The organism is Piscinibacter sp. (genome assembly GCF_047600445.1).
Lineage (GTDB): Bacteria > Pseudomonadota > Gammaproteobacteria > Burkholderiales > Burkholderiaceae_C > Piscinibacter.
The window spans coordinates 423039-448962 of sequence record NZ_JASGKT010000001.1 but is presented as its reverse complement, the minus strand read 5'-3'; the positions used below and the strand labels follow the sequence as shown (position 1 = coordinate 448962).

Genomic DNA, 25924 nt, shown 5'->3' with positions numbered 1-25924 from the left:
GCTGTAACAGCGGCCGATAATGAGTCGACAACCGGCGCAAACCCGCGCCGCACAAGGAACACGATGGACATCGCCCCGCTGGTTCAGGCCATGCAGACGCTCAACGCGGAAGACGCCTTCCGCCCTCGGCTCACGCTGGACCAGTGGCGTGTCATCGCCCCGTTCCTGACGCGCCACGAGATCCGCTCGGGCGACCTGCTGATCAAGCAGGGCGACAACGACCGCTCGATGTACATGCTCGCGCAGGGCTCGCTGCAGGTGTTCATCAGCGGCGGCGCGCCGGGCAGCAGCCGCATCGCGATCCTGCGCGCGGGCTCGGTGGTCGGCGAGCCGGGCCTGTTCAACGACGGCCCGCGCATGGCCAACGTCGAGGCGATGACGGCCTGCGAGGTGTGGGCGCTGCGCGGCCCGCGCCTGGAAGAGCTGGCCCAGCGCAACCCGGCGTTGGCGCTCGAGCTGCTGCGCGCCGCTGGCAACGTGATGGCGGTGCGCATGCGCGCCAACCTCTCCAAGCAGATCCCGTTCACCTGAAGCCCGCGGCCGGGCCAGGGGTCGTCAGCCCGTCCCCAGCAGCTTGCCCTCGGCCAGCGCCAGCGGCTCGGGCAGGCCCGAGAGCACCAGCGTGTCGCCCGCGCCCAGCAGCAGCGCGTCGGTCGGCGCCGTCACCGCGCCGGAGGCGCGCCGCACCGACACCACCGAGACGCCGATCGCGTGCAGCGCCTGGTCGGCCAGCGTCTGGCCCAGGCAGGCGGCCGCGCCGGGCAGCGTCACGCTGAGCAGCCGCGCGGTCTGGCGCTCGTCGACGTTGTCGTCGTCGGCGCCGTGGAAGTAGCCGCGCAGCAGGCCGTAGCGCGCGTCGCGCTGGTCCTGCACGACGCGGATGACGCGCCGCATCGGCACGCCCACCAGCGCCAGCGCGTGGCTGGCCAGCATCAGCGAGCCCTCGATCGCCTCGGGCACCACCTCGGTGGCGCCGGCGGCGCGCAGCCGCTCCATCTCGCTGTCGTCGATGGTGCGCACGATCACCGGCACCTTGGGCGCGTGTTCCTGCACCAGGTGCAGGATCTTCAGCGCGGAGGGCGTGTCCTGGTAGCTCACCACCACCGCGCTGGCGCGCGCCAGGCCGGCGGCCATCAGGCTTTGCAGCCGCGCGGCGTCGCCGAACACCACGCTCTGGCCGGCGGCGGCGGCCTGGCGCACGCGGTCGGGGTCGAGGTCCAGCGCCATGTAGGGGATGCGCTCGTGCTCGAGGATGCGCGCCAGGTTCTGCCCGCAGCGGCCGTAGCCGGCGATGATCACGTGCGCCGCGGTATTGATCGAGCGCTTGGCGATCGAGGTCATCGCCACCGACTGCATCAGCCAGTCGCTGGCCGACAGCTTCATCACGATGCGGTTGCTGTACATCACCAGGATCGGCGTGGCCAGCATCGACAGCACCATGCTGGCCAGCACCGGGCTGAGCCAGCGCGCGTCGACGAGCTGGTGGCCGGCGCCCAGCGTCAGCAGCACGAAGCCGAACTCGCCGGCCTGCGCGAGGTACAGCCCGGTGCGCAGCGCCACGCCGGGCTGCGCGCCGAACAGCCGCGCCAGCGCCGCCACCAGCGCGAACTTGGCCAGCACCGGCACCAGCGTCAGCAGCAGCACCAGCGGCCACTCGGCGACCACCGGGTGCCAGTCGAGCTTCATGCCGATGGTGATGAAGAACAGGCCGAGCAGCACGTCGTGGAAGGGCCGGATGTCGGTCTCGACCTGGTGCTTGTATTCGGTCTCGGCCACCAGCATGCCGGCGACGAAGGCGCCCAGCGCCAGCGACAGCCCGAAGTGCTCGGTCAGCCAGGCCAGGCCGAGCGTGATCAGCAGCAGGTTGAGGACGAACAGCTCCTCGCTCTTGCGCCGCGCCACCAGCGTCAGCCACCAGCGCATCGCGCGCTGGCCGCCGACCAGCAGCACCGTCAGCAGCGCCGCCGCCTTCAGCCCGGCGGCGCCGAGCGACACCGCCATGTCGGCCGCGGGCGAGCCCAGCGAGGGGATCAGCACCAGCAGCGGCACCACGGCCAGGTCCTGCAGCAGCAGCACGCCCATCACGCGGCGGCCGTGTTCGCTCTCCAGCTCGAGCCGGTCGGCCATCAGCTTGACGATGATCGCGGTGCTCGACATCGCCATCGCGCTGCCGAGCACCACGGCGCCCTGCCAGTGCAGGTCCCAGGGCTGGCCGGTCAGCAGCGTGTAGCCGTGCGACAGCAGCGTGTTGCCCAGCACCGCGCCGAGGATGGTCAGCAGCACCTGCGCCAGCCCGAGCCCGAACACCAGGTGGCGCATGCTCTTGAGCTTGGGCAGGTTGAATTCCAGCCCGATCACGAACATCAGGAAGACGACGCCGAACTCGGCCAGGTACTGGACGCCGGCCGAGTCCTTGGCCAGCGCCGTCGCGTTCGGCCCGATCAGCACGCCGACCACCAGGTAGCCGAGCATCGGCGGCAGCTTGGCGAGCCGGCAGACGACCGCGCCGGTGACCGCGGCCACCAGGTAGAGCAGGACGAGTTCGAGCGTGGTGGCCATGAAGCGCGCGGGGATGGGGCGATGCTACTGGACGCGCGGCCCGCTTGACCCTCGGCTAGACTGCGCCGGCCATGCCGCCGACCTCCGCCCCCCCGCCCTCGCAGCCGGCCCGGCAGTTCGCGCCCGAGAGCCTGCTGGCCGCGCAGGGCGTGCGCGTCGCGATCTTCGACGTCGACGGCGTGCTGACCGACGGGCGCATCTACGTCGGCGAGCAGGGCGAGGTCTTCAAGGCCTTCAGCACGCTCGACGGCCACGGCCTGAAGCTGCTCGCGCGCGGCGGCATCGAGCCGGTGGTGATCACCGGGCGCGACTCGCCGGCGGTGCGGCGGCGCGTCGCCGACCTCGGCATCCGCCACGCGGTGTACGGTGCGGCCGACAAGCTCGCCGCCGCGGCGCCCGTGCTCGCGGCGCTGGGCGCCGGTTGGCGCGAAGTCGCGGCGATGGGCGACGACTGGCCCGACCTGCCGCTGATGACCCGCGCCGCCTTCGCCTGCGCGCCGGCCGGCGCGCACGTCGAGGTGCTCGCCATCGCCCACCACGTGACGCGCGCGCGCGGCGGCCACGGCGCGGCGCGCGAATGCTGCGACCTGCTGCTGACGGCGGCGGGGCGCTACGCCGAGCTGCTGCGCGGGCACCTCGTCACGCTGGACGGCGCTGCGTCGTGAAGCTGGCCGGGCGCCGGGCCGCTCCCAAGCCGGCCAGCATCCCCTCGGGGGATCGACCGACGTACCCGTCGGGCGAGGGGCCGACATGAGCGACACCCTCGACGACCTGGCGGTGCTCGCGCCGGCGCCGGCCACCGACCGGCGCCGGCTGCGCCTGCCCTGGCACCTGCGCCTGCTCGAAGCCGCCACCGCCTACCTGCCGGTGCTGCTGATGGGCGCGCTGGCGCTGTCCACCTGGTGGCTGGTCAACGTCTCGCCGCCGCCCGAGGCCGCGCGCCCACCGGCACCGCCGCGCCACGAGCCCGACTACACGATGCAGCGCTTCACCGTGCAGCGCTTCGCCGCCGACGGCCACCTGCGCGTGCAGATCGAGGGCACCGAGATGCGCCACTACCCCGACACCGACACGCTGGAGATCGACAGCCCGCGCATCCGCGCCTTCGCGCTCGACGGGCAGGTCACCAACGCCTCGGCCAAGCGCGCGCTGGCCAACGGCGACGGCAGCGAGGTGCAGTTGTTCGGCGCGGCGCAGGTGGTGCGCGAGGCGGCGCGCGGGCAGGCGGCGCTGGAGTTCCGCAGCGAGTTCCTGCACGCCTTCCTCGACACCGAACGGGTGCGCTCGCACCTGCCGGTGCAGGTGCGCCGCGGCGGCGCCGAGATGCGCGCCGACGGCATGGAGTACGACAACCTGGCGCGCACCGTCGAGCTGAAGGGGCGCCAGCGCGCCACCTTCGCGGCGCGCCCGCGTCCGTGAGGTCCGCATGAACGAGCGCCCCCTGGTTTTCATCACCGGTGCCTCCAGCGGCATCGGCCAGGCGCTGGCCGCGCGCTACCGCCGGGCCGGCTGGCGCCTCGCGCTGGTGGCGCGGCGCGACGCCGAGCTGCGCGCCTGGACGCAGGCGCAGGGCTGCGCGGCGGACGACGCCGGCGTCTACGCCGCCGACGTGCGCGACATCGCCGCCGTCACCGCCGCCGGCAAGGCCTGCCTGGCCGCGCAGGGCGTGCCCGACGTGGTGATCGCCAACGCCGGCATCAGCGTCGGCATGGACACCGAGGTGGCCGAGGACCTCGAGGTGATGCGCGCCACCGTCGAGACCAACGTGGTCGGCATGGCGGCCAGCTTCCACCCGTTCGTGCGCGCGATGCGCGAGCGCGGCAGCGGCGCGCTGGTGGGCATCGCCAGCGTGGCCGGCATCCGCGGCCTGCCCGGCCACGGTGCCTACTGCGCCAGCAAGGCGGCGGCCATCGCCTACTGCGAAAGCCTGCGCGGCGAGCTGCGCGGCAGCGGCGTGAAGGTGGTGACGCTGCTGCCCGGCTACATCGCCACGCCGCTGACGCAGCGCAACCGCTACGGCATGCCCTTCCTGCTGCAGCCCGACGAGTTCGCCGAGCGCGCCTTGCGCGCCATCGAGGCCGGCACCAGTTACCGCGTCATTCCCTGGCAGATGGGCGTGGCGGCCAAGCTGATGCGGCTGCTGCCCAACCCGCTGTTCGATCGCCTGCTGGCTGGCCGGCCGCGCAAGCGCCGCCAGGGCGAGTGAAGCGGCGCGCCGTCGCGATGCCGGCCGCGCTGGTGGCCGCGCTGCTGGGCTGCGGCGCGGCGCTGGCGCAGCCGCAGGCCTGGCGCCTGGACGCCGGCGCGGCGCCGCTGCGCATCGACGGCCGGCTCGACGAGCCCGCCTGGGCGGACGCGCCGGTGCACGACACCTTCGTGCAGTACCTGCCGCTGGACCGCCAGCCCGCGCCGGCGGGATACCGCACCACGCTGCAGATCGTCGTCGAGGCGCATGCGCTGGTGATCGGCCTGCGCGCCTGGGACCCGCGCCCGCAGGACATCCGCGCGCCGCTGATGCGGCGCGACAAGGTGGCGCGCGACCAGGACTTCGTCGCCGTGCTGATCGACCCGAGCGGCTCGCGCCGCTCGGCGCAGTTCGTGCGCGTCAACGCCGCCGGCGTGGTGGCCGACGGCATGTTCGTCGTCGGCCGCCAGGACGAGGAGGAGGACTTCGCGCCCGACTTCGAGCTCGACGCCGCGGTGCAGCGCCTGCCCGACGGCTACAGCGTCGAGCTGCGCCTGCCGCTGCTGAGCCTGCGCTACCCGCACGAGGGCGGCGCGCCGTGGCGGCTGATGGCGCTGCGCAGCATCCCGCGCGACGACAGCGTGCTGCTGACCAGCGCGCCGCTGACCAAGGACGCGATCAGCTTCATCGCCGAGCTGCAGGAGATCGGCGGCATGGACGCCGTCGCCGAACAGGCGCGCTCGCAGGCACTGCTGTCGATCCGCCCCGAGCTGACGCTGCGCTCGACGCGCGATGACGACGGCCGGGGCCGGCGCGGCGGCTCGTCGCGCGCGTCGCTGGGCGCCGAGATCAAGTGGCGGCCGCGCGCCGACTGGGTGTTCGACGCGACGCTGAACCCCGACTTCTCGCAGGTCGAGCTCGACGTGCCGCAGCTCGCCGTCAACACCCGCTTCGCCCAGGCGCTGCCCGAGAAGCGGCCGTTCTTCCTGGAAAGCACCGACGTCATCGCCTTGCCCGAGGCGGCCTTCTACTCGCGCACCGTCACCGACCCCGCCTGGGGCCTGCGCGCCACCTGGCGCGGCGCGAGCGCCGACGCCACCGCCTTGTCGCTGCGCGACGAGGGCGGCGGCCTGCTGCGCCGGCCCGGGCCGTTCGGCACCGCCTGGCTGCCGCAGCAGCGCCGCTCGCAGGCCACGCTGCTGCGCGGGCGCTGGCATGGCGGCGAGCAGTTCAGCGCCGGCGCGCTGCTGAGCACGCGCGAGGAGGCCGAAGGCGGCGCGAACAACCGCGTCGCCGGCGTCGATGTCGAATGGCGGCCGGGTCCCGAGCAGCGCTGGAGCGCCCGCGCGATGGCCTCGCGCAGCCGCGACGCCGGCATCGGCCCGGGCGAGAACGGCCACCACCTGCAAGCCGACTGGCTGATGCGCACGCCCGACTGGCAATTCACCGCCCAGGCGATCGAGATCAGCCCGCGCTTTCGCAACGACAACGGGTTTTTCGACCAGGCCGGCGTGCGCATCGCGCAGACCGAAGTCATCCGCCGCTGGGGCGAGGCCGAGCTGCCCGGGCCTTTCGCGCTGCGCGCCCACGAGCTGGAGACCTACCTGTGGGTGCAGCACCGCTCGACGCTGGCCGACGGCGCGCAGCCGGCCGGCCAGACCGTGCTGCGCCAGCTTCACCCCGGGCTGTGGCTGGCCGCCGCGCGCAACACCGAGGCGTGGGTGCAACTGCAGTTCGACGCCGAGCGCGCGCGGCGCGACACGCCGCTGCGCTCGACGACCCGGCTCGCCGCCGGCTACACCGTCAACCCGGCGCCGTGGCTGACGCGGCTGAACGTCGAGGGCGAGCTCGGCCGCCGGCTCGACGTCGACGCCGACCGCGTCGGCCGCGGCACGCAACTGCTGGCCGAGCTGAACCTGCGCGCGCCGCTGGGGCGCTGGTGGCTGGAGTCGGAGCAGCGCGTCGAGCACGTCGCCATCGCCGCGCCCGACGGCCGGCGCGCGCGCGCCGACACCGCGCTGCAATGGCTGGCGGTGCTGCACGCCGACGCGCGCGACTCGCTGCGCGTGATCTGGCAGGGCACGCGCAGCCGGCGCTTCGGCAGCGGCGAGGCGCTGCCGCCCGAGGATGCGCGCGGCGAGGTGGCGAGCCTGGTGTTCCTGCGCCGCTTCGGCGTCGGCCGCAGCCTCAGCCTGGGCTGGAGCCGGCAGGCCGAGCGGCCGGCGCCGGGGCTGCCGCGCGAACGCGAGCGCGAGGTCTTCGCCAAGATCTCGATCGACGTGCCATGAAAAAGGGGCGGTGCCTGCGCACCGCCCCTTCTCTCGAAACCCGCTTCGGCTCAGTAGCCGCCGCGGCCACCACCGCCGCCGCCGTAGCTGCCGCCGCCACCGCCGCCGGAACGGCCGCCGCCGCCGTAGCCGCCACCGCCGGAACGGCCGCCGCCACCACCGTAGCCACCACCGCCACCGCCACCGTAGCCGCCGCCACCCGAGCGGCCACCGCCGCCGTAGCCGCCACCGCCATAACCGCCGCGGCCGCCGCCGCCGCCGAAGCCGCCCGGACGCTCCTCGCGCGGACGGGCTTCGTTGACCACCACCGCGCGGCCCGCCAGCGGCTGGCCGTTCATGCCGTTGATGGCGGCTTGCGCCTCGGCGTCCGAACCCATCTCGACGAAGCCGAAGCCCTTCGAGCGGCCGGTGTCACGGTCCATCATGACCTTGGCGGACGTCACCGTCCCGAACTGCGAGAAGGACTGCTGGAGATCCTCGTCGCGGATCGAATAGGCGAGGTTGCCGACGTAGAGTTTGTTGCCCATGGGAAGAGCCCCTTTTTCAAAGACCTGCAGAACTGGAGCTTCTACCCATCGTGAACCATTCAAGCGAAGGCGCCGCGTCCAAGCACAGGCTGAGGAATATAAGTGAACTGCGTGAAACTTCGCAGCGTGTCAAGCGAGAAAGTGTTGTTTTCGGGCTCACGGTGAGCAGGCCCTAGCATTCGCCCATGGACCTGTTCAAACCCCTGATCGCGCTGCTGGCCATCGTCAACCCGATAGGGGTTATCCCTTTCTTCATCCACTTCACGCGCGGCTTCAGCGCCGAGCAGCGCGTGCGCACCATCCGCGTGTCCGCTTTCAGTGCGTTCTGCGTCATCTCGGTGAGCGCGCTGGCGGGCATCCGCATCATCGAGTTCTTCGGCATCTCGCTGGCGTCGTTCCAGGTCGGCGGCGGCATGCTGCTGCTGATCTCCTCGCTGCAGATGCTCAACGCCCAGCCGGCCGAGGGCCGCCGCGAGGACGTGAGCGACGGCGACAGCAAGGTCGACGCCGGCGCGAGCATCGCCGTGGTGCCGCTGACCATCCCGCTGCTGACCGGCCCGGCGACGATCTCGACCATGGTCATCTACGCCGAGAAGACGCGCCACTGGTGGCAGCTCGGCGTGCTGGTCGGCTACGGCGTGGTCATCGGCCTGGCGGTGTGGGCGGCGTTCAGCCTGTCGGGGCGCATCGCGCGCGTGCTCGGCCAGACCGGCATCAACGTGATGACGCGGCTGATGGGCCTGATCCTCGCCGCGCTGGCGGTCGAGGTGATGAGCGACGGATTGGTGAAACTCTTCCCCGTGCTGGCCTCGGTGGTGCGCTGAGAATCGGGGCATGACGGAAACCCGATACGACACCATCGTCTGCGGCGCCGGCACGGCCGGCTGCCTGCTGGCCAACCGCCTGAGCGCCGACAAGACCCGCCGCGTGCTGCTGGTCGAAGCCGGCGGCAACGATGACTACGTCTGGGTGCACGTGCCGGTGGGCTACCTCTACTGCATCGGCAACCCGCGCACCGACTGGCTCTACGCCACCGACCCCGACCCCGGCCTGAACGGCCGCTCGCTGCGCTACCCGCGCGGCAAGGTGCTGGGCGGCTGCTCCAGCATCAACGGCATGATCTACATGCGCGGCCAGGCGCGCGACTACGACCACTGGGGCGCGCTCGGCAACCCGGGCTGGAGCTGGGCCGAGTGCCTGCCCTGCTTCCTGAAACACGAGGACTTCCACAAGGGCGCCGACGCCTTCCACGCCGCGCCCGGCTTCGACCCGAGCGGCGAGCGCCCCGGCGGCGAATGGCGCGTCGAGCGCCAGCGGCTGCGCTGGGACATCCTCGACGCCTTCGCCGCCGCCGCGCAGCAGACGGGCATCCCGGCCTGCGACGACTTCAACCGCGGCGACAACGAAGGCGTGGGCTACTTCGAGGTCAACCAGCGCGCCGGCGTGCGCTGGAACGCCACCAAGGCCTTCCTGCGTCCGATCCAGGAGCGCGACAACCTGCAGGTCTGGACCGGCGCCCAGGTGCGCCGGCTGCTGCTGGAGCGCGACGACGCCGGCGCGCTGCGCACCGCCGGCATCGAGGTGCGGCCGCACGGCGGCGGCGAGCCCGTCGAGGCGCGGCTGAAACCCGGCGGCGAAGTGATCCTGGCCAGCGGCGCGATCGGCACGCCGCAGATCCTGCAGCTCTCCGGCATCGGCCCGGCCGCGCTGCTGCGCGAGCACGGCATCGCGGTCGAGCACGAGCTGCCCGGCGTCGGCGCCAACCTGCAGGACCACCTGCAGATCCGCGCCGTCTTCCAGGTCGAGGGCGTGGACACGCTCAACGTGCTGGCCGGCTCGTGGTGGGGCAAGGCGCGCATCGGGCTCGAATACCTGTTCAAGCGCAGCGGGCCGATGAGCATGGCGCCCTCGCAGCTCGGCGCGTTCACGCGCAGCGACGCCGCGCAGCCGCACGCCAACCTCGAATACCACGTGCAGCCGCTCTCGCTCGACGCCTTCGGCCAGCCGCTGCACCCCTTCCCGGCCTTCACCGCCAGCGTGTGCAACCTCAACCCGAGCAGCCGCGGCGCGGTGCGCATCCGCAGCGCCGACTGCGCCGACGCGCCGAGCATCGCGCCGAACTACCTCTCGACCGAGGAAGACCGGCGCATCGCCGCCGAGTCGCTGCGCCTGACGCGCCGCATCGTCGCGCAGCCGGCGCTGGCGCGCTACAAGCCGCGCGAGTACAAACCCGGCGTGCAGTTCCAGAGCGACGCGGAGCTGGCGCGCCTGGCCGGCGACATCGGCACCACCATCTTCCACCCGGTGGGCACCGCGAAGATGGGACCGGCCGGCGACGCCGGCGCGGTGGTCGACGCGCGCCTGCGCGTGCACGGCGTGGCCGGGCTGCGCGTGGCCGACGCCAGCGTGATGCCCACCATCACCAGCGGCAACACCAACGCGCCGACGCTGATGATCGCCGAACGCGCCGCGCAATGGATCGCCGAGGAGCGGCGCTGAGCGCCCCGCCATGACCGAGGCGCTGTACGCCGCCAACTCGGCCGTCTGCCTGGGCTGCGGCGCGGCGCTGCTGCTGGCCTGGCGGCGCGACCACGAGCAGGCCTTCCTGCGCATGGTCGGCCTGGCCTTCCTGCTGCACGCGCTGCTCGCGCCGTCCTACGCGGCGATGCGCGCCAGCGCGCCGCCGCTCGACCGGCTGGCGCTGGGCGTGATCCTGCTGGTGGCGATGCTGTCGGCCGGGCTGGTGCTGATGGGCGTGGCCTACCTCGCCGAGCGGCCGCTGACCAGGCGCCAGCAGCGCATCAGCCTGGCGCTGCTGCTGGCCGGCGCGGTGCTGCTGCTGCCGCTGGGTGATCCCGCCGCGCTGATGGTGCCGACGCTGATCAACGCGCTGCTCGGCGCGGCCGCGCTGGCCTGGCTGGCGCGGCGCGGCGGCGTCGCCGAACTGCTGTCGGGCGTGCTGCTGGTGCTGCTGGCGTTCAACGCATTGCAGGTGCAGGTGATCGGACCCTCGGCCACCGAGCGCCAGCTCGTGCTGGCCATGCTGCTGCGCCTGGGCGCCGCGCTGGCGCTGCTGCACGCCGCCGGGCGCCGCTCGGCGCAGGCGTCGCGCCTCGCGCGCGAGCGCTTCGAGCGGCTCACCGAGCATTCGCACCAGGGCGTGGCGGTGATCCGCGGCGAGCAGATGCTCTACGCCAACCCGGCGCTGCTGCGCATCTACGGCCTGGCCTCGCTGCAGGAGGTGCACACGCTGTGGCGCGACGCCACCATGCCCGAAGGCGAACGCGCCGCCGGCCGCGAGCGGCACCGCCGCCTGATCGCCGGCGAGACGGAGCGCGAGGACTGGTCGGGCCAGCGCTTCCGCTTCGACGGCACGCCGATCCGGCTGCGCTTCTCGGCCTGGCGCGTCGACTGGGACGGCGAGAGCGCCGAGCAGGTGATCGTCACCGACGAGACCGCGCAGCACGACGCGACGATGGCGCTGCTGCACCAGGCCACGCACGACGAGCTGACCGGCCTGCCCAACCGCAGCGCGCTGCTGGCGCGGCTGCGCGAGCTGTGCGCCGCCGACGCCGGCTTCGCGCTGCTGCTGCTCGACGTCGACCGCTTCAAGCTCTTCAACGAGGCGCACGGCCCCTCGCTCGGCGACGCGGTGCTGCGCGCGCTGGCCGAGCGGCTGACGCAGGCGCTGCGCGGCGAGGCCGAGGTGATGCGCCTGGGCGAAGACGAATTCGCGCTGCTCGCGCCGGCCGACGACGCCGAGCGCGCCGCGCACGCCCTGGCGCAGCGCGTGCGCGAGCTGCTGGCGCGGCCGCTGGCGCTGCCGGGTCAGGAGTTCTTCCTCGACGTGTCGATGGGCGTCGCGCTGCACCCGGCGCACGGGCGCGGCGCCGAGGCGCTGCTGCGCGCCGCCAACGCCGCGATGCACGAGGCCAAGCTGGTGCCCGGCACCTCGCTGCAGTTCGCCGAGGAGCGTTTCGAGCGCGGCTCGGGCGTCACGCTGCTGGCCGAGCAGGCGCTGCGCGCCGGGCTGCGCGACGAGCAGTTCAGCCTGGTCTACCAGCCCAAGGTCGAGGTGCGCAGCGCGGCGCGCCCGCCGGTGCTGGTGGGTTTCGAGGCGCTGGTGCGCTGGGACCACCCGGTCAGCGGGCGCATGTCGCCGCTCGAATTCGTGCCGGCCTCCGAGCGCACCGGCATGGTCCGCGCGCTCGGCGCGCTGATCCTGGAGCGTGCCTGCGCGCAGCTCGCGCGCTGGCGCGCCGACTACGGCCACGCCGTGCCGGTGGCGGTGAACGTCTCGCCGCTGCAACTGCTCGACCCCGGCTTCGTCGACGAGGTGCTGGCGCTGCTGGCGCGCCACGGCGTGCCGCCGGCGCTGCTGACGCTGGAGATCACCGAGAGCGTCGCGGTCACGCACATGGAACAGGCGCGCGGCCGCATCGCGCGGCTGCGCGCGCACGGCATCGAGGTGGCGCTGGACGACTTCGGCACCGGCTTCTCGTCGCTGAACATGCTGCGCAGCCTGCCGCTGCGCACCGTGAAGATCGACCGCAGCCTGGTCGAGCCGCTGCCGGCGCCCGACGCCACCGCGGTGGTCAAGGCGATCTGCGACCTGGCCGCGACGCTGGACCTCGACGTGATCGCCGAGGGCGTCGAGACGGAGGCGCAGTCGGAGGCGCTGCGCGCCGCCGGCTGCAAGGTGATGCAGGGTTACCTGTACGCGCGCCCGCTGGCGCCCGCCGAGGCGGCGCGCTGGCTAGACCGCGCCGACGGCGGCGGCGCCGGCATGGCCTTCCGGCTGCGCGGCTGACGCCGGCCGCTGCCGGCCGCTGCGGCACACTCGGCGCATGTCTTCCGCCCGCGACTTCAGCACCGTTCTGCTGCCCGGCCTGGCCTGCGATGCCGAGCTGTGGCGCGACCAGCTCGCCGCGCTCGGGCCGCGTTACGCGCCGCGCGTGGCGGACGTGCACACCCGCGCCGAGACCCTTGCCGCGATGGCCGAGCTGCTGCTGGCCGAACACCCCGGCGAACTGGTGCTGATCGGTGCCTCGATGGGCGGCCGCATCGCGCTGGAGGCGGCGCGGCGCGCGCCGAGGCGCGTGCGCGGCCTCGCGCTGCTGGGCAGCACCGCGCGCGCCGACAGCGACGAGATGCGCGCGATGCGCGGCCAGGCGGTCGCCGAGTTCGAGGCCGGGCGCGGCGAGGCGCTGCTCGACGCCAACGTCTGGTTCGTGTTCCACCGCAGCGCCTGGGACGACGAGCCGCTGCTCGACCGCTACCGCGCGATGGTGACGCGCGCCGGTGACGCGCAACTGGTCCGGCAGAACCGCGCGATCATGGGCGCCGCCGACCAGCGTGGCGCGCTGCCGGCCATCACCTGCCCGACCCTGGTGGTGTGCGGCGAGGGCGACGCGGTGACGCCGCCCGAATGCTCGCGCGAGATGGCCGCCGCGATCCCCGGCGCGCGGCTCGAATGGCTGCCCGGCTGCGGGCACATGCCGACGATGGAAAAGCCCGCCGCGGTGAACGCGCTGCTGCTCGACTGGCTGTCCGGGGCAGGGTAATTCCCGCTGCGGCGCGGGCGCCCACCCCCCTACAGTTCGCCCACTGCGCGGCGGCACCCTCGGGTGCCCGGCTGGGCGGGGGACTGAGGAGACGAACAAGCAGCAGGCCGCGCCAAGTCGGCCGATGCACAATCCGAAGGGCGCCGGGGCCATCCCCGGCGCCCTTTTCACTTCCCCCTTCCCATGACCGAACTGGCCTTCGTCGCGCTGGCGTCGCTGTTCGCCGGCTGCGTCGACGCCATCGTCGGCGGCGGCGGGCTGATCCTGGTGCCGGCGCTGTTCGGCATGTACCCGGGCGCCGCGCCGGCGACCCTGCTGGGCACCAACAAGGGCGCGGGCATCTGGGGCACGGCCTGGGCCACCGGGCAGTTCGCGCGCCGCGTCCGGCTCGCCTGGGGCGCGCTGCTGCCGGCCGCGCTGGCGGCGTTTGCCGGCAGCCTCGTCGGCGCCTGGGCGCTGACGCTGGCCAGCCCCGACGGCCTGCGCCGCGCGCTGCCCTTCGTGCTGCTGGCGGTGCTCGCCTACACGCTGGCACGCAAGGACCTGGGCCGCGAACACGCGCCGCGCCTGGCCGGTACGGCGCAGACGCTGGCGGCCTGCACGATCGGCGCGGTGGTCGGCTGCTACGACGGCTTCTTCGGCCCGGGCACCGGCAGCTTCCTGGTCTTTCTGTTCGTGCGCATGCTCGGCTTCGACTTCCTGCACGCCTCGGCCGGCGCCAAGCTGCTGAACACCGCCACCAACGCCGCGGCGCTGCTGCTGCTGGGCTGGAAGGGGCATGTGTGGTGGCAGGTCGCCGCCGTGCTGGCGCTGGCCAACGTGGCCGGCAGCCTGATCGGCACGCGGCTCGCGCTGCGCCACGGCGCCGGCTTCGTGCGCGTGGCCTTCATCGTCGTGGTGGCGGCGCTGATCGCCAAGACCGGCTGGGACGCCTTCGCCATCGCCCGCTAAGGCCCCGGCACCGAATTGGCCGCGTTCGCCGGCGCTGTTCCGCGCTTCGGCGCTTGGCGCGCCGCCTAGCATCCGGGCCATGCCCGTCGACGCCCAACTGCGCTCCCTCGACATCGACATCCCGGCCCAGCCCGAGGCGCTGGTCGAGCTGTCGCTGCTGCTGGCCGACGACGAGGTCAACCTGCAGGCCGTCAGCGCGCTGATCACCGCCGACATGGCGCTGGCCGCCGCGGTGCTCAAGGCCGTCAACTCCTCGCGCTACGGCCTGGCCGGGCGCGTGCAGAGCGTGCAGCAGGCCATCACCTACCTGGGCACGCGCGAAGTCGCGGCGGTGACCTTCGAGCTGGGCTTGAAAGCCGTCTTCCCCGGCGCGCCCGAGCTGCAGCCGCTGTGGGAGCGCGCCGGCGTGCGCGGCCTGCTGATGGGGCGCATCGGCCAGGCGATCGGCGTCGACCCGTGGGCGGCGCATTCGGCCGGGCTGTTCGAGGAATGCGGCAAGGCGGTGCTGTTCCGCCACGCGCCGCGGCGCTACGAGCCGCTGCTGCGCGCCGCCGAGAACGACGAAGACCTGCTGCTGCTAGAGCACGACGAATTCGGCGTCAGCCACGACGCGCTGGGCGCGGCGCTGTGCGAGACCTGGGGCCTGTCGCCCGCGGCGGTGCACAGCGTGCGCTTCCACGTGATGGTCAACGCCACGCTGCAACTGCCGATGCAGGTGCAGCGCCGAGCGATCTGCGCCGTCTCGGCGATCGCCGGCGCGATGATGCGCGACCCGGCCACGCTCGACGTGGTGGCCGCCAGGGTGGCGCCGCAGGCCGACCTGGACACGACGCTGGTGATCCGCGGCGCGCGCCGCGTGCAGCAGCAGATCGAGAACGCGGTGGCGCACGCGCGCGCCGAGGGGTAGCCGGCCGGGCCCTAGCCGCCCTGCCCGCCCTCGTCGCGCATGCCCTGGTGGTGGCTGAGGAACACCCGGCCGCGGAACCAGCGCTGCCAGCCGCCGGCGCGCAGCCGGTCGAGCACCGGGCCCTTGACCTCGGTGAGATCGAGCCGGATGCCGCGCTCGGCCAGCAGGTCGTGCAGCGCGCGCAGCGCCTCCAGCGCGCTGAAGTCGATCGCATTGACGGGGGACATCAGCAGCACCACGCGCCGCGTGCCGGGCAGCGCGGCGAGCTGCCCGTCGACCACGCCCACCAGCCGGCGCGCGTTGGTGAACAGCAGGCTCTCGTCGATGCGCAGCGCCAGCACGCCGGGCGTGCAGTGCACCGCGTGGCGGTCGACGTTGCGGTAGTGCTCGGTGTCGCCGACGCGCCCGATGCGCGCCACGTGCGGGTTGGCACTGCGCTGCAGCAGCAGCCCGACCGACAGCACCACGCCGGCGGCCAGCGCCACCTCGGAGCCGACGAACAGCGTCAGCACGCCAACGCCGGCCATCACCCCGAACTCCGGCGGCGAGTAGCGCCAGGCCTCCGCGAAGGCGCGCCACTCGACCACGCCCAGCACCGCGATGACGATGCTGGCCGCCAGCACCGCGCGCGGCAGCCAGGCCAGCGGCGCGGTCAGCAGCAGCATCGCCAGCGCCATCAGCAGCGCGGTCCAGGCGCCGGCGGCGCGTGTGCGCGCCCCGGCCTCGGCGTTCAGCGCGCCGCGCGAGAAGCTGCCGCCGATCGGCATGCCGGCCGAGCAGGCCGACACCAGGTCGGCGGCCGCCAGGCCGGTCAGCTCGCGGCGCGCGTCGACCTGCTCGCGGCGGCGCAGCCCCAGGCTCTCGGAGACGGCCAGGCTGCTGACGAAGGTCACCAGCGCGAGCGGCACCGCGCTGGGCAGCAGCCGCCACCACAGCGCGGCGTCGAGCGGCGGCAGCGCCAGCGGCAAGGCGAACGCCGGCAGCGCGCCGACCAGCGCCACGCCGCGTGTGTCGGCGGCCAGCGCCCAGGCCAGCGCGATGGCCAGCCCGACCACCGCCAGCGGCGCGCAGCGCGCCAGCAGCGACGCGTGCTGAGGGCTCAGCCAGCGCGCCAGCAGCGGCCGGGCGGCGCGCCGCGTCCACCACAGCAGGGCCAGCGCCAGCAGGCCGAAGGCGGCGGTGAGGGCGTGGCCCGGCACGCCGCTGGCCCGCCACGAAGCGACCAGCGCCGGCACCGTGAAGCCCTTGGCCGGGCTGCCCAGCAGCGCCGGCAGTTGCGACAGGCTGATCGCCAGCGCCGCCCCGGTGGAAAAGCCGTGCAGCACCGGCGTGGACAGCAGCGCGGCCAGCGCGTCGAGCCGGAACAGCGCGGCCGCGCCGAGCAGCAGCCCGGCTTCGGCGGCCAGCACCAGCGCGGCGGCCGTGGCCGGCGTGCCGGCGGCCACCACCGGCTCGATCGCGTGCGCGGTCAGCAGCGCCACCACCGCCACCGGCCCGACCGAATTGACGCTCGACGAGCCGAGCGCGGCGTACACCGCCATCGGCAGCAGGCTGGCATACAGGCCCGCCTGCGGCGGCAGGCCGGCGAGCAGCGCGTAGGCGAGGCTCTGCGGAATCAGCAGGACGGCGACGATGGCCGCCGCCAGCAGGTCGTCGCGCAGCGCTTCACGCCGGTAGGCCCGCCAGCGCGCGCGCATTCAGTCGACCTGCGCCCCCGAGGCCTTGACGACGGCGGTCCACTTCTTCGTCTCGGCGCCGATGAACTTCGCGAAGTCCGCCGGGCTCATGCCGCTCGGGATCGCGCCCTGCGCCTGCAGCCGCTCTTTCAGCGCCGGCGTGGCCAGGGCCTTGGCGGTTTCCTGCTGCAGCCGGTTCACCACCTCGGCCGGCGTGCCGGCCGGCGCCAGCAGCCCGAACCACGAGCTGGCCTCGAAACCCGGCAGCGGCCCGGCCTCGGCCACCGTGGGCAGATCGGGCAGCGCCGCGCTGCGCTCGGCGCTGGTGACCGCCAGCGCCTTGAGCTTGCCCGACTTGATGTGCGGCATCGCCGAGGGCAGGTTGTCGAACATCAGGTCCATGTTGCCGCCGATCAGGTCGAGCAGCGCCGGGCCCGAGCCGCGGTACGGGAAGTGGACCATGTAGGTGCCGGTCATGCTCTTGAACAGCTCGCCGGCGAGGTGGATCGAGGTGCCGTTGCCGCTGCTGGCCATGTTCAGCTTGCCGGGGTTCGCCTTGGCGACGCGGATCAGGTCGGGCACGCCGCGGATGCCCAGCGTCTCGGCCTTGGCCGGGTTCATCACCAGCACGTTGGGCACGCCGGCCACCAGCGTCACGGGCACGAAGTCCTTGACGTGGTCGTAGGGCATCTTGCGGTACAGCGCCGGGTTGATCGCGTGCGTGCCCACCGTGCCCATCAGCAGCGTGTGGCCGTCGTTCGACTTCGCCACCATGTCGGCGCCGACGTTGCCGCCGGCGCCGGGCTTGTTCTCGATCACGAAAGGCTGGCCGAAGACGCGGCTCAGCTCGGGCGCGAGCGCGCGCGCCAGGATGTCGGTGGTGCCGGCCGGCGCGAAGGGCACGACGATGCGCACCGGCTTGTTCGGCCAGGCGCTTTGCGCGAGCGCCGGCAGCGGCGCGAGGCAGACGGTCAGGAGGGCGGCGAGCAGCGGACGGCGCATGACGGGAGTCCTTGGCTGGGGTTCGAAGGGAACCCGCAGTGTCGTGCCGGGCGCCGCGGCGCCGTCAGAGGTCGAACCCTGGAAGGAGGCGAAAAAAGGAGGGAAGCGGGACGAAGGTTCCGGGGCTCGCTCTCAACCCCCCCGGAGTCGCCCGCTTCCCTTGGTGGACAGGTGTCAGTCCGCGAAAAAAAGCCCCTCTCTCACAACCTCGAAACGATCGACTGGCCGTTCAACGCGCGCCGCTCGGGCGCGGGAACAGCGAAAGCTGAGCCGGCTCGCGGCTCGACTTCAGGACTTGCGTCTGGCGCGAGGCCAGCACCGGCCGCACGGCGGTCGGCCGCACCGGCTGCGCCGCGGCCAGGCGCGGCGTGGGGGTCGGGGGGGTGATCGGCAGCATGGCGGGCACCTCTCGAATTCAACGGAACTCGCTGGCCGCGAAGGCCGGGCCCTCGCGGTTCAGCCCCAGCACGCCGGCGGCGCGCTCCACCCAGTCGGCCAGCGCCGGCGCCTTGGGCAGTCGCGGCGCCGCGGCGTTCGACAGCCGCAGCAGCGACGACGCGCCGCCGTGGCAGTGCGGGCCGGCCGGACGCAGCCGGCGGGTGGCGGGGGCGAAAGGCGAGCGGGCTTGCGGCATGGTGTCAACGACGTCCGGTATGTGTCTCGTGCGTCCCGGCGGCGGTGGCTGCCGCTGCGCGGGCGTGTGCACTCGCCAACGCATCGTCCGTGCCATGCCGGCGCGGCGGCGGCGCCGTGCGCTAGATCACGAACTGCGGCATGACACAGCCGCCACGCGGCGCGGGCGGCGGCAAAAACGGGCTGAAATGTAAGTGCTTCGATACAAGGCCGACCAAGCCGGTCAGGCCGCCGCCACGTAGCCCCGCGGCACCGCGCCCAGCAGCCGCCGGGTGTACTCCTCGCGCGGCGCGCTGAGGATCTGCGCCACGCCGGCCTGCTCGACCACCGCGCCGTCCTTCATCACCAGCACCTCGTCGGCCATGAAGCGCACCACCGCGAGGTCGTGGCTGATGAAGATGTAGGCGAGGCCCAGCTCGTCCTGCAGGTCTTTCAGCAGGTTGAGCACCTGCGCCTGCACCGAGACGTCGAGCGCGCTGACGGCCTCGTCGAGCACCAGCACCTCGGGCTCCAGCGTCAGGCAGCGCGCGATCGCGATGCGCTGGCGCTGGCCGCCGGAGAACTCGTGCGGGTAGCGGTTCAGCGCGGCGTCGTCCAGGCCCACCCTGGCCAGCAGCGCGCGGGCGCGCTGCGCGCGCTCGGCGTCGTTCGCGGCGATGCCGTGGATGGCCATCGGCTCGGTGAGCGTCTGCGCCACCGTGAAGCGCGGGTTCAGCGAGGCGTAGGGGTTCTGGAACACCACCTGGATGCGCCGGCGCATCGGCAGCATCTGCTCGCGCGACAGCGTGAACAGGTCGCGCCCGTCGAACACCGCGCTGCCGCCCACCGGTCCGCCGGCCGGCTCGTGCAGGCGCAGCAGCGCCAGGCCCAGCGTGGTCTTGCCCGAGCCCGATTCGCCGACGATGCCCAGCGTGTGGCCGCGCCGCAGCGTGAAGCTCGCGCCCTTGACGGCCTGGAACTCGCGCCGCCCGAACACGCCGCGGCGGATCCAGAAGCTCTTGGTGACGCCGCTGGCCTCCAGCACCACCGGCGCGTCGGCGCGCTTGGGCGGCGGCGGCGCGGCGGCGGCGGTGTCGCGCCCGGCCAGGTGGTCGTCGATCACCTTGAGCCGCGCGCCGCGCTGCTCCAGCGTCGGCCGGCAGGCCAGCAGCGCCCGCGTGTAGGCGTCGCGCGGCGCGGCGAAGATCTCGGCCGCCGAGCCCTGCTCGCGCACCGTGCCCTGGCGCATCACGACGACGCGGTCGGCGATCTCGCCGACCAGCGCGAGGTCGTGGCTGATGAACAGCATGCTCATGCGGTGCGTGTCCTTCAGCCGGCGCAGCAGCTCGAGGATCTGGCGCTGGATGGTCACGTCCAGCGCGGTGGTCGGCTCGTCGGCGATCAGCAGCTTGGGCTCGCAGGCCAGCGCCATCGCGATCATCACGCGCTGCTGCTGGCCGCCCGAGAGCTCGTGCGGATGCGCCGCCAGGCGCCGCTTCGGCTCGGGCAGGCCGACCTCGGCGAGCAGCGCCTCGGCCTTCTCGAGCGCCTGGCGGCGGCCCAGGCCGAGGTGCTGCCGCATCGGCTCGCAGAGCTGGCGGCCGATGGTGAACACCGGGTTCAGCGAGCTCATCGGGTCCTGGAACACGCAGGCGATGTCGCGGCCGCGCAGCGCGCGCAGCTCGGCCGGCGCGGCGGCCAGCAGCTCGCGGCCCTGGAAGCGGATGCGGCCGCGCCGCTCGGCGTTGTCGGGCAGCAGGTTGAGGATGGACATCGCGGTGACGCTCTTGCCCGAGCCCGATTCGCCCACCAGCGCGACGGTGGTGTTCTCGGGCACCTCGAAGCTCACGCCGGCGTCGCCGCGCCCGACCGCCTCGGTGTAGCTCGCGCGCTGGCCGCGCCCGAGGCGGAAGCGCACGCGCAGGTCGTCGATGGTCAGCAGCATCATTCCGCTCCGCGCAGCTTGGGATCGAGCGCGTCGCGCAGCGCGTCGGTCATCAGCGAGAAGGCGGTGACGAACACCGCCATGAAGGCCGTCGCCGCGGCGAGCTGCCACCAGTGGCCGAGGATCAGCTCGCTCTGCGCCTCGGCGAGCATGGTGCCCCAGCTCACCTGGTCGACGCTGACGCCCAGGCCGAGGTACGACAGGATCACCTCCGCCTTGATGAAGCCGACCACCAGGATCGAGAGCTGCACCAGGATCACGTGGCTGGTGTTGGGCAGGATGTGGCGGAAGATGCGCGAGAGCGCGCTGGCGCCGATCGCCTCGGCGGCGCGCACGTACTCGCGCACCGAGTGCTTCAGGAACTCGGCGCGCACGAGGCGGTAGACGCCGGTCCAGCCGGTGAGCCCGAGGATCAGCACCACCGACTGCACGCCGCGCCCGGCCACCGCCGCGAAGGCGAAGATCAGCAGGATGCCGGGAATCGAGGTGAAGACGTTGTAGAGCCACTCCAGGAAGTCGCCCGCGCGCCCGCCGAAGAAGCCCGCCAGCGCGCCCAGCACGGTGCCGATCAGCGTGGCGACGATGGCCGCCGCGACGCCGACGAACACCGAGATCTGCGCGCCCTTGATCGCCTTGGCGAGCACGTCGCGGCCGAGGCGGTCGCCGCCGAAGGGCAGCGTCTCGCGCCGCACGACCTCGGCGGTCTGGTACTTCTTGGCCAGCTCGGCCCATTCGGCGTAGCGCGGCGCCAGCGGGTCGACCGCCGAGATGTCGACGTTCGGCCCCTCGGGCACCGGGATCGCGCCGGCGCCGGCCGTCTTCGCCGCCGGGCCCATGAAGGTCGGCGGCGCGTTCGGCACGCCGACCTCGCGCTGCCAGTCGCCGGCCACCAGCCCCAGCGCGGCGGCCAGCATCAGCAGCACGAAGGCCGCCACCACCGCCAGCGACACCATGCCGACGCGGTCGCCCCGGAAGCGTCGCCACGCCGCGGCCCACACGCCCTCCGAGCGCGCGCCATCAGGCAGTCGCCGCGGAACCGGCTTCGCCGGGCCGCTGGCGGCGCCCCCCTGGGGGGGGGCGACGAAGTCGCTTCCGGGGGGGGTCATTTCAGCACCACCCGCGGGTCGACCAGCTTGTACAGAACGTCGGTGGCGAGGTTCACCACCATCGTGATCACCGCGAGGTAGACGGTCACGGCCTGGATCACCGGGTAGTCGCTGCGGTTGACCGCCAGCAGCACCTCGCGGCCCAGGCCCGGGATCGAGAAGAACACCTCGATCAGGAACGAGCCGACGAAGATGCCCGGCAGCGACACCGCCACGTTGGTGAGGATGGGGATCAGCGCGTTGCGCATCACGTGCGTCAGCAGGATGCGCGGCTCGGCCAGGCCCTTGGCGCGCGCGGTGCGCACGTAGTCCTGGCCGATCTCGTCGAGGAAGAAGCTGCGGTACAGGCGCGTCTGCGGCGCGATGCCCACCATCACCGCCAGCAGCACCGGCAGCGGCGTGTAGACCAGCAGGTTGGTCGCCAGGCTGTCGGTCCAGCCCTGCACCGGGAACCAGCCGAGCTGGAAGGCGAACAGGTACTGGCCGACGATCACGTAGACCAGGAAGGAGATCGACAGCGCGATGGTGGTGGCGATCATGATCGTGCGGTCGGTCAGCGAGCCGCGCAGGTAGGCCACCAGCAGCGCGATCGGAATCGCCAGCAGCGTGTCGAGGATCAGGATCGGCACCATCACCGTCAGCGTCGCCGGCAGCCGCGTGGCGAACAGGTTGGCCACCGATTCGTTGGTGGCCCAGCTCCGCCCCCAGTCGAAGGTGACGATCTGCTTCAGGAAGATGCCGAGCTGCACCCACCACGGCTCGTTCAGCCCGAGCTGCTGGCGGATCGCGTCGACCTGCTCGGGCGAGGCCGACAGCCCGCCGAGGATCTCGGCCGGGTCGCCGCCGAAGGCCTTGAAGAGGAAGAACACCAGCAGCACGACGCCGGCGAGCGTCGGGATCATCTGCCACAGGCGTCGGATCAGGTAGGCGGCCATGGGCCGGGAGTCTAGGGCCATCCGCCGATAGACTCCGCGCCGATGCGACCCCGAGAATTCCCGTGATGTCCGTGCGCGCCCTTGCCGCGACCCTGATCCTCGCGCTCGCCGGTGCCGCCGCCGCGGCGGCCGACGGCGCGCCGCGCGTGCTGCGCTACGCCTTCCCGGTCGCCGAGACGGGCTTCGATCCGGTGCAGATCTCCGACCTGTACTCGCGCACCGTCGTGGCCGGCATCTTCGACGCGCCGCTGACCTTCGACTTCCTGGCGCGCCCGCCGCGCATGAAGCCGAACACGCTGGTGGCCATGCCGGAGATCGACGCCGAGTTCCGCACCTTCACCTTCCGCGTGAAGCCGGGCATCTTCTTCGCCGACGACCCGGCCTTCCAGGGCAGGAAGCGCGAGCTGGTCGCGCAGGACTACGTCTACACCCTCAAGCGCCACTACGACCCGCGCTGGAACAGCCCCAACCTGTACCGCCTGGAGGCGGTGAAGATCCTCGGCCTGTCGGAGCTGCGCCGCGAGGTGCTGGCGAGCAAGAAGCCCTTCCCCTACGACCAGCCGGTCGAGGGCGTGCGCGCGCTGGATCGCTACACCTTCCAGGTCAGGCTCGCCGAAGCCTCGCCGCGCTTCCACCAGGAGGTGATGACCGACCACGGCAACTTCGGCGCGGTGGCGCGCGAGGTGGTCGAGGCCTACGGCGACAAGATCATGGAGCACCCGGTGGGCACCGGCGCGTTCCGCCTCGCGCAGTGGCGGCGCAGCTCGCGCATCGTGCTGGAGCGCAACCCCGGCTACCGCGAGCAGTTCTACGACGAGCAGGCGCCGGCCGACGACCCGCGCTCGCAGGCCATCGCCGCGCAACTGGCAGGGCGGCGCATGCCGATGCTCGACCGCGTCGAGATCGCCATCATCGAGGAGTCGCAGCCGCGCTGGCTGTCGTTCCTGAACGGGCAGACCGACCTGATGGAGCGGCTGCCCAACGAGTTCGCGCCGGCGGTGATCCCGAACGACAGGCTGGCGCCCAACCTCGCCAGGCGCGGCATCACGATGGAGCGCACGCCGCTGGTGGACATCACGCTGGCCGCGCTGTTCAACCAGGACGACCCGGTGGTGGGCGGCTACACGCCCGAGAAGGTGGCGCTGCGCCGCGCCATCGCGCTGGCCTACGACAGCGACCAGGAGATCCGCCTGGTGCGCAAGTCGCAGGCCATTCCGGCGCAGACCGCGGTGGCGCCGCTGACCTTCGGCTACAACCCGGCGCTGAAGACCACGATGAGCGACCACGACCCGGCGCGCGCGATGGCGCTGCTCGACCTGTACGGCTATGTCGACCGTGACGGCGACGGCTGGCGCGAGCGGCCCGACGGCTCGCCGCTGGTGCTGGAGTACGCCACGCAGCCCGACCAGGTGAGCCGCCAGCTCGCCGAGCTGTGGGAGAAGAACATGAAGGCCGTCGGGCTGAAGATGGTCTTCAAGGTCGCCAAGTGGCCCGAGAACCTGAAGGCCTCGCGCGCCGGCAAGCTGATGATGTGGGGCGTGGCCTGGGCGGCCACCACGCCGGACGGCGACACCTTCCTCGCGCTGGCCTACGGGCCGAACAAGGGCGGCGCGAATCACTCGCGCTTCGCGCTGCCGGCCTTCGATGCGCTGTACGAGAAGCAGAAGGCGATGCCCGACGGCGCCGAGCGCCAGCAGACCATCGAGGAGGCCAGCAAGCTGATGGTGGCCTACGTGCCCTACAAGCTCAGCAGCCACCGCATCGCCACCGACCTGATGCATCCGTGGGTGATCGGCTTCCGCCGCAATCCGTTCGTGCGCGAGTTCTACAAGTACCTCGACGTCGACCCGGCGCTGCGCGACAAGGAGGTGAAATGAAGCGCTGGCGCCGCGTCGCGCTGGCGCTGCTGTGCGCGCTGCCGCTGCTCGCCTCGGCGCAAGGCCAGAAGGTGCTGCGCTACGCCTTTCCCGCCGCCGAGACCGGCTTCGACCCGGCGCGCGTCAACGACCTGTATTCGCGCTACGTCACCGCGCACGTGTTCGACGGCCTGTACGAGTTCGACCCGCTGGCGCGGCCCTTCCTGGTGCGGCCCAACGTCGCCGAGAGCATGCCGCGGCACAGCGACGACTTCCGCACCTGGACGGTCCGCATCCGGCCCGGCATCCACTTCGCCGACGACCCCGCCTTCAAGGGCGCCAAGCGCGAGCTGGTGGCGGCCGACTTCGTCTATTCGTACAAGCGCTTTTTCGACCCCGAGACCAAGAGCCCGGTCTACTCGGGCCTGGCCGAGCAGGGCATGCTCGGGCTAGACGCGCTACGCGAGCAGGCGCTGAAGACGGGCCGCTTCGACTACGACCGCGAGGTCGAGGGCCTGCGCGCGCTGGACCGCTACACCCTCCAGTTCAAGCTCGCGCAGCCGCGCCCGCGCTTCATCTACACGCTGGCCGCCGGCGACCTGTTCGGCGCGGTGGCGCGCGAGGTGATCGAGGCCTACCCCGCGCAGAGCATGGAGCATCCGGTGGGCACCGGGCCGTTCCGCCTCGTGCAGTGGCGGCGCAGCTCGCGCATCGTGCTGGAGCGCAACCCGAACTTCCGCGAGCAGGTCTACGACGCGCAGCCGGCGCCCGACGACACCGAGGGCCAGGCCATCCTGGCGCGCTTCAAGGGCCGCAGGCTGCCGATGATCGACCGCGTCGAGATCGCCATCGTCGAGGTGCAGCAGCCGCGCTGGCTGTCCTTCCTCAACGAGCAGTTCGACCTGCTCGCCGTGCCGGGCGACTTCGTCAACATGGCGGCGCCCAACGGCAAGCTCGCGCCCAACCTCGCCAGGCGCGGCATCGGGCTGCACCGCGTGCTCAACCCCGACCGCACGCTGTTCTTCTTCAACATGGAAGACGCGCTGGTCGGCGGCGTCGAGCCCGGGAAGGTGGCGCTGCGCCGCGCCATCAGCCTGGCCACCGACACCGCGCGCGAGATCACCAGCGTGTGGCGCGGCCAGGCGGTGCCGGCGCAGAGCGTGGTGGCGCCCGGCACCTGGGGCTACGACCCGGCCTACAAGAGCGAGAACGGCGAATACGACCCGGCGCGCGCCAAGGCGCTGCTCGACCTGTACGGCTACCTCGACCGCGACGGCGACGGCTGGCGCGAGCGCCCCGACGGCACGCCGCTGGAGTTGCACTACGCCTCCACGCCCGACGAAAGCTCGCGCCCCTTCGAAGACCTGTGGAAGCGCAACATGGACGCGATCGGCCTGCGCCTGGCGATCGACAAGGCGCAGTGGCCCGAGCAGCTCAAGCGGGCCAAGGCCGGGCAACTGATGATCTGGCAGCTCGGCTACTCGGCGGCCAACCCCGACGTGCAGGACGGCCTGGGCATCCTCTACGGCCCGGCCTCGGGCGGGCAGAACCTGCCGCGCTTCCGCCACGCGCGCTTCGACGAGATCTACCGCCGCATGGACGGCCTGCCCGACGGCCCCGAGCGCCTCGCGCTGCTGCGCGAGGCGCAGTCCATCGTCACCGCGCTGATGCCGATGAAGTACAAGGTGCACCGCGTGCTCACCGACCTGACGCAGCCCTGGCTCGCGGGCTACCGCCGGCCGCTGTACGGCCAGCAGTTCTGGCAGTACGTCGACATCGACCCGGCGCGCCAGCCGCCGCGGCGCTGAGGC

The 25924-nt window shown here is 73.0% G+C and carries 22 protein-coding genes; 13 read left to right on the top strand and 9 right to left on the bottom strand.

Going from position 1 to position 25924, the window contains the following annotated elements:
* The first annotated feature begins 63 nt into the window (after positions 1 to 63).
* Positions 64 to 531, top strand: coding sequence for a cyclic nucleotide-binding domain-containing protein (locus QM792_RS02075; protein WP_415147515.1), 468 nt, complete (start codon positions 64 to 66; stop codon positions 529 to 531).
* 24 nt (positions 532 to 555) lie between these two features.
* Here the strand turns inward: QM792_RS02075 and QM792_RS02070 are convergent, their stop codons facing one another.
* Complete coding sequence (locus QM792_RS02070; protein WP_415147514.1) at positions 556 to 2559, bottom strand: cation:proton antiporter; 2004 nt, start codon at positions 2557 to 2559, stop codon at positions 556 to 558.
* A gap of 71 nt (positions 2560 to 2630) precedes the next feature.
* Between QM792_RS02070 and QM792_RS02065 the strand changes: the two genes are divergently transcribed.
* From QM792_RS02065 to QM792_RS02050, 4 genes are all read left to right on the top strand, one after another.
* Entirely contained in the window at positions 2631 to 3224 is a 594-nt protein-coding gene (locus QM792_RS02065) for a KdsC family phosphatase (protein WP_415147513.1), read from the top strand.
* 85 nt (positions 3225 to 3309) lie between these two features.
* Positions 3310 to 3978, top strand: coding sequence for an LPS export ABC transporter periplasmic protein LptC (gene lptC / locus QM792_RS02060; RefSeq protein ID WP_415147512.1), 669 nt, complete (start codon positions 3310 to 3312; stop codon positions 3976 to 3978).
* Positions 3979 to 3985: 7 nt separating this feature from the next.
* The gene (locus tag QM792_RS02055; RefSeq protein WP_415147511.1) at positions 3986 to 4765 is read left to right on the top strand and encodes an SDR family oxidoreductase; all 780 of its coding nucleotides are present in this window, start codon (positions 3986 to 3988) and stop codon (positions 4763 to 4765) included.
* Positions 4762 to 7032, top strand: a complete 2271-nt coding sequence (locus QM792_RS02050; protein WP_415147510.1) for a DUF5916 domain-containing protein — start codon at positions 4762 to 4764, stop codon at positions 7030 to 7032. Before QM792_RS02055 ends, QM792_RS02050 begins: the two co-directional genes overlap by 4 nt.
* Before the next feature lie 50 nt (positions 7033 to 7082).
* Here the strand turns inward: QM792_RS02050 and QM792_RS02045 are convergent, their stop codons facing one another.
* Positions 7083 to 7559 carry an RNA recognition motif domain-containing protein gene (locus tag QM792_RS02045; protein ID WP_415147509.1) on the bottom strand — a complete coding sequence of 159 codons (477 nt, stop codon included), beginning with the start codon at positions 7557 to 7559 and terminating at the stop codon, positions 7083 to 7085.
* Positions 7560 to 7744: 185 nt separating this feature from the next.
* Between QM792_RS02045 and QM792_RS02040 the strand changes: the two genes are divergently transcribed.
* From QM792_RS02040 to QM792_RS02015, 6 genes are all read left to right on the top strand, one after another.
* Positions 7745 to 8383, top strand: coding sequence for a MarC family protein (locus tag QM792_RS02040; protein ID WP_415147508.1), 639 nt, complete (start codon positions 7745 to 7747; stop codon positions 8381 to 8383).
* Positions 8384 to 8393: 10 nt separating this feature from the next.
* The gene (locus tag QM792_RS02035) at positions 8394 to 10058 is read left to right on the top strand and encodes a GMC family oxidoreductase (RefSeq protein ID WP_415147507.1); all 1665 of its coding nucleotides are present in this window, start codon (positions 8394 to 8396) and stop codon (positions 10056 to 10058) included.
* Between the two features lie 10 nt (positions 10059 to 10068).
* On the top strand, positions 10069 to 12369 hold the full coding sequence (locus QM792_RS02030; protein ID WP_415147506.1) for a putative bifunctional diguanylate cyclase/phosphodiesterase: 2301 nt from the start codon (positions 10069 to 10071) through the stop codon (positions 12367 to 12369).
* Positions 12370 to 12406: 37 nt separating this feature from the next.
* On the top strand, positions 12407 to 13123 hold the full coding sequence (locus tag QM792_RS02025; protein ID WP_415147505.1) for an alpha/beta fold hydrolase: 717 nt from the start codon (positions 12407 to 12409) through the stop codon (positions 13121 to 13123).
* Between the two features lie 183 nt (positions 13124 to 13306).
* Positions 13307 to 14074: a sulfite exporter TauE/SafE family protein gene (locus QM792_RS02020; RefSeq protein WP_415147504.1), complete on the top strand. Its 768-nt coding sequence runs from the start codon at positions 13307 to 13309 to the stop codon at positions 14072 to 14074.
* A gap of 79 nt (positions 14075 to 14153) precedes the next feature.
* A complete protein-coding gene (locus QM792_RS02015) occupies positions 14154 to 14981 on the top strand; it encodes an HDOD domain-containing protein (RefSeq protein ID WP_415147503.1) in 828 nt (275 codons plus the stop codon).
* Positions 14982 to 14992: 11 nt separating this feature from the next.
* On the opposite strand, the gene QM792_RS02010 is transcribed toward QM792_RS02015, so the two are convergent.
* The 7 genes from QM792_RS02010 to QM792_RS01980 all read right to left on the bottom strand — a co-directional run bounded on the left by QM792_RS02010 (position 14993) and on the right by QM792_RS01980 (position 22257).
* The gene (locus QM792_RS02010; RefSeq protein ID WP_415147502.1) at positions 14993 to 16678 is read right to left on the bottom strand and encodes a SulP family inorganic anion transporter; all 1686 of its coding nucleotides are present in this window, start codon (positions 16676 to 16678) and stop codon (positions 14993 to 14995) included.
* Entirely contained in the window at positions 16679 to 17659 is a 981-nt protein-coding gene (locus tag QM792_RS02005) for a Bug family tripartite tricarboxylate transporter substrate binding protein (RefSeq protein WP_415147501.1), read from the bottom strand.
* Positions 17660 to 17888: 229 nt separating this feature from the next.
* Positions 17889 to 18056 carry a hypothetical protein gene (locus QM792_RS02000; RefSeq protein ID WP_415147500.1) on the bottom strand — a complete coding sequence of 56 codons (168 nt, stop codon included), beginning with the start codon at positions 18054 to 18056 and terminating at the stop codon, positions 17889 to 17891.
* An 18-nt stretch (positions 18057 to 18074) separates the two neighbouring features.
* Positions 18075 to 18293, bottom strand: coding sequence for a hypothetical protein (locus tag QM792_RS01995; protein ID WP_415147499.1), 219 nt, complete (start codon positions 18291 to 18293; stop codon positions 18075 to 18077).
* A gap of 222 nt (positions 18294 to 18515) precedes the next feature.
* Positions 18516 to 20219: an ABC transporter ATP-binding protein gene (locus QM792_RS01990; protein ID WP_415147498.1), complete on the bottom strand. Its 1704-nt coding sequence runs from the start codon at positions 20217 to 20219 to the stop codon at positions 18516 to 18518.
* Positions 20216 to 21322, bottom strand: a complete 1107-nt coding sequence (locus QM792_RS01985; protein ID WP_415147497.1) for an ABC transporter permease — start codon at positions 21320 to 21322, stop codon at positions 20216 to 20218. Before QM792_RS01985 ends, QM792_RS01990 begins: the two co-directional genes overlap by 4 nt.
* Entirely contained in the window at positions 21319 to 22257 is a 939-nt protein-coding gene (locus QM792_RS01980) for an ABC transporter permease (RefSeq protein WP_415147496.1), read from the bottom strand. Before QM792_RS01980 ends, QM792_RS01985 begins: the two co-directional genes overlap by 4 nt.
* Positions 22258 to 22322: 65 nt before the next feature.
* Here QM792_RS01980 and QM792_RS01975 point away from each other — a divergent pair, with 65 nt between their 5' ends.
* Together QM792_RS01975 and QM792_RS01970 are read left to right on the top strand one after the other, a co-directional pair.
* Positions 22323 to 24134 (top strand): ABC transporter substrate-binding protein, encoded by a 1812-nt coding sequence (locus QM792_RS01975; protein WP_415147495.1) that lies wholly within the window; start codon positions 22323 to 22325, stop codon positions 24132 to 24134.
* Complete coding sequence (locus QM792_RS01970) at positions 24131 to 25921, top strand: ABC transporter substrate-binding protein (RefSeq protein WP_415147494.1); 1791 nt, start codon at positions 24131 to 24133, stop codon at positions 25919 to 25921. Before QM792_RS01975 ends, QM792_RS01970 begins: the two co-directional genes overlap by 4 nt.
* Positions 25922 to 25924 lie beyond the last annotated feature (3 nt).

Excerpts from the sequence above, each read along its gene's own strand:
- QM792_RS02075 (WP_415147515.1), top strand. The coding sequence starts at position 64 with ATGGACATCGCCCCGCTGGTTCAGGCCATGCAGACGCTCAACGCGGAA.
- QM792_RS02070 (WP_415147514.1), bottom strand. The coding sequence starts at position 2,559 with ATGGCCACCACGCTCGAACTCGTCCTGCTCTACCTGGTGGCCGCGGTC.
- QM792_RS02065 (WP_415147513.1), top strand. The coding sequence starts at position 2,631 with ATGCCGCCGACCTCCGCCCCCCCGCCCTCGCAGCCGGCCCGGCAGTTC.
- lptC (WP_415147512.1), top strand. The coding sequence starts at position 3,310 with ATGAGCGACACCCTCGACGACCTGGCGGTGCTCGCGCCGGCGCCGGCC.
- QM792_RS02055 (WP_415147511.1), top strand. The coding sequence starts at position 3,986 with ATGAACGAGCGCCCCCTGGTTTTCATCACCGGTGCCTCCAGCGGCATC.
- QM792_RS02045 (WP_415147509.1), bottom strand. The coding sequence starts at position 7,559 with ATGGGCAACAAACTCTACGTCGGCAACCTCGCCTATTCGATCCGCGAC.
- QM792_RS02040 (WP_415147508.1), top strand. The coding sequence starts at position 7,745 with ATGGACCTGTTCAAACCCCTGATCGCGCTGCTGGCCATCGTCAACCCG.
- QM792_RS02035 (WP_415147507.1), top strand. The coding sequence starts at position 8,394 with ATGACGGAAACCCGATACGACACCATCGTCTGCGGCGCCGGCACGGCC.
- QM792_RS02030 (WP_415147506.1), top strand. The coding sequence starts at position 10,069 with ATGACCGAGGCGCTGTACGCCGCCAACTCGGCCGTCTGCCTGGGCTGC.
- QM792_RS02025 (WP_415147505.1), top strand. The coding sequence starts at position 12,407 with ATGTCTTCCGCCCGCGACTTCAGCACCGTTCTGCTGCCCGGCCTGGCC.
- QM792_RS02020 (WP_415147504.1), top strand. The coding sequence starts at position 13,307 with ATGACCGAACTGGCCTTCGTCGCGCTGGCGTCGCTGTTCGCCGGCTGC.
- QM792_RS02015 (WP_415147503.1), top strand. The coding sequence starts at position 14,154 with ATGCCCGTCGACGCCCAACTGCGCTCCCTCGACATCGACATCCCGGCC.
- QM792_RS02010 (WP_415147502.1), bottom strand. The coding sequence starts at position 16,678 with ATGCGCGCGCGCTGGCGGGCCTACCGGCGTGAAGCGCTGCGCGACGAC.
- QM792_RS02005 (WP_415147501.1), bottom strand. The coding sequence starts at position 17,659 with ATGCGCCGTCCGCTGCTCGCCGCCCTCCTGACCGTCTGCCTCGCGCCG.
- QM792_RS02000 (WP_415147500.1), bottom strand. The coding sequence starts at position 18,056 with ATGCTGCCGATCACCCCCCCGACCCCCACGCCGCGCCTGGCCGCGGCG.
- QM792_RS01995 (WP_415147499.1), bottom strand. The coding sequence starts at position 18,293 with ATGCCGCAAGCCCGCTCGCCTTTCGCCCCCGCCACCCGCCGGCTGCGT.
- QM792_RS01990 (WP_415147498.1), bottom strand. The coding sequence starts at position 20,219 with ATGATGCTGCTGACCATCGACGACCTGCGCGTGCGCTTCCGCCTCGGG.
- QM792_RS01985 (WP_415147497.1), bottom strand. The coding sequence starts at position 21,322 with ATGACCCCCCCCGGAAGCGACTTCGTCGCCCCCCCCCAGGGGGGCGCC.
- QM792_RS01980 (WP_415147496.1), bottom strand. The coding sequence starts at position 22,257 with ATGGCCGCCTACCTGATCCGACGCCTGTGGCAGATGATCCCGACGCTC.
- QM792_RS01975 (WP_415147495.1), top strand. The coding sequence starts at position 22,323 with ATGTCCGTGCGCGCCCTTGCCGCGACCCTGATCCTCGCGCTCGCCGGT.
- QM792_RS01970 (WP_415147494.1), top strand. The coding sequence starts at position 24,131 with ATGAAGCGCTGGCGCCGCGTCGCGCTGGCGCTGCTGTGCGCGCTGCCG.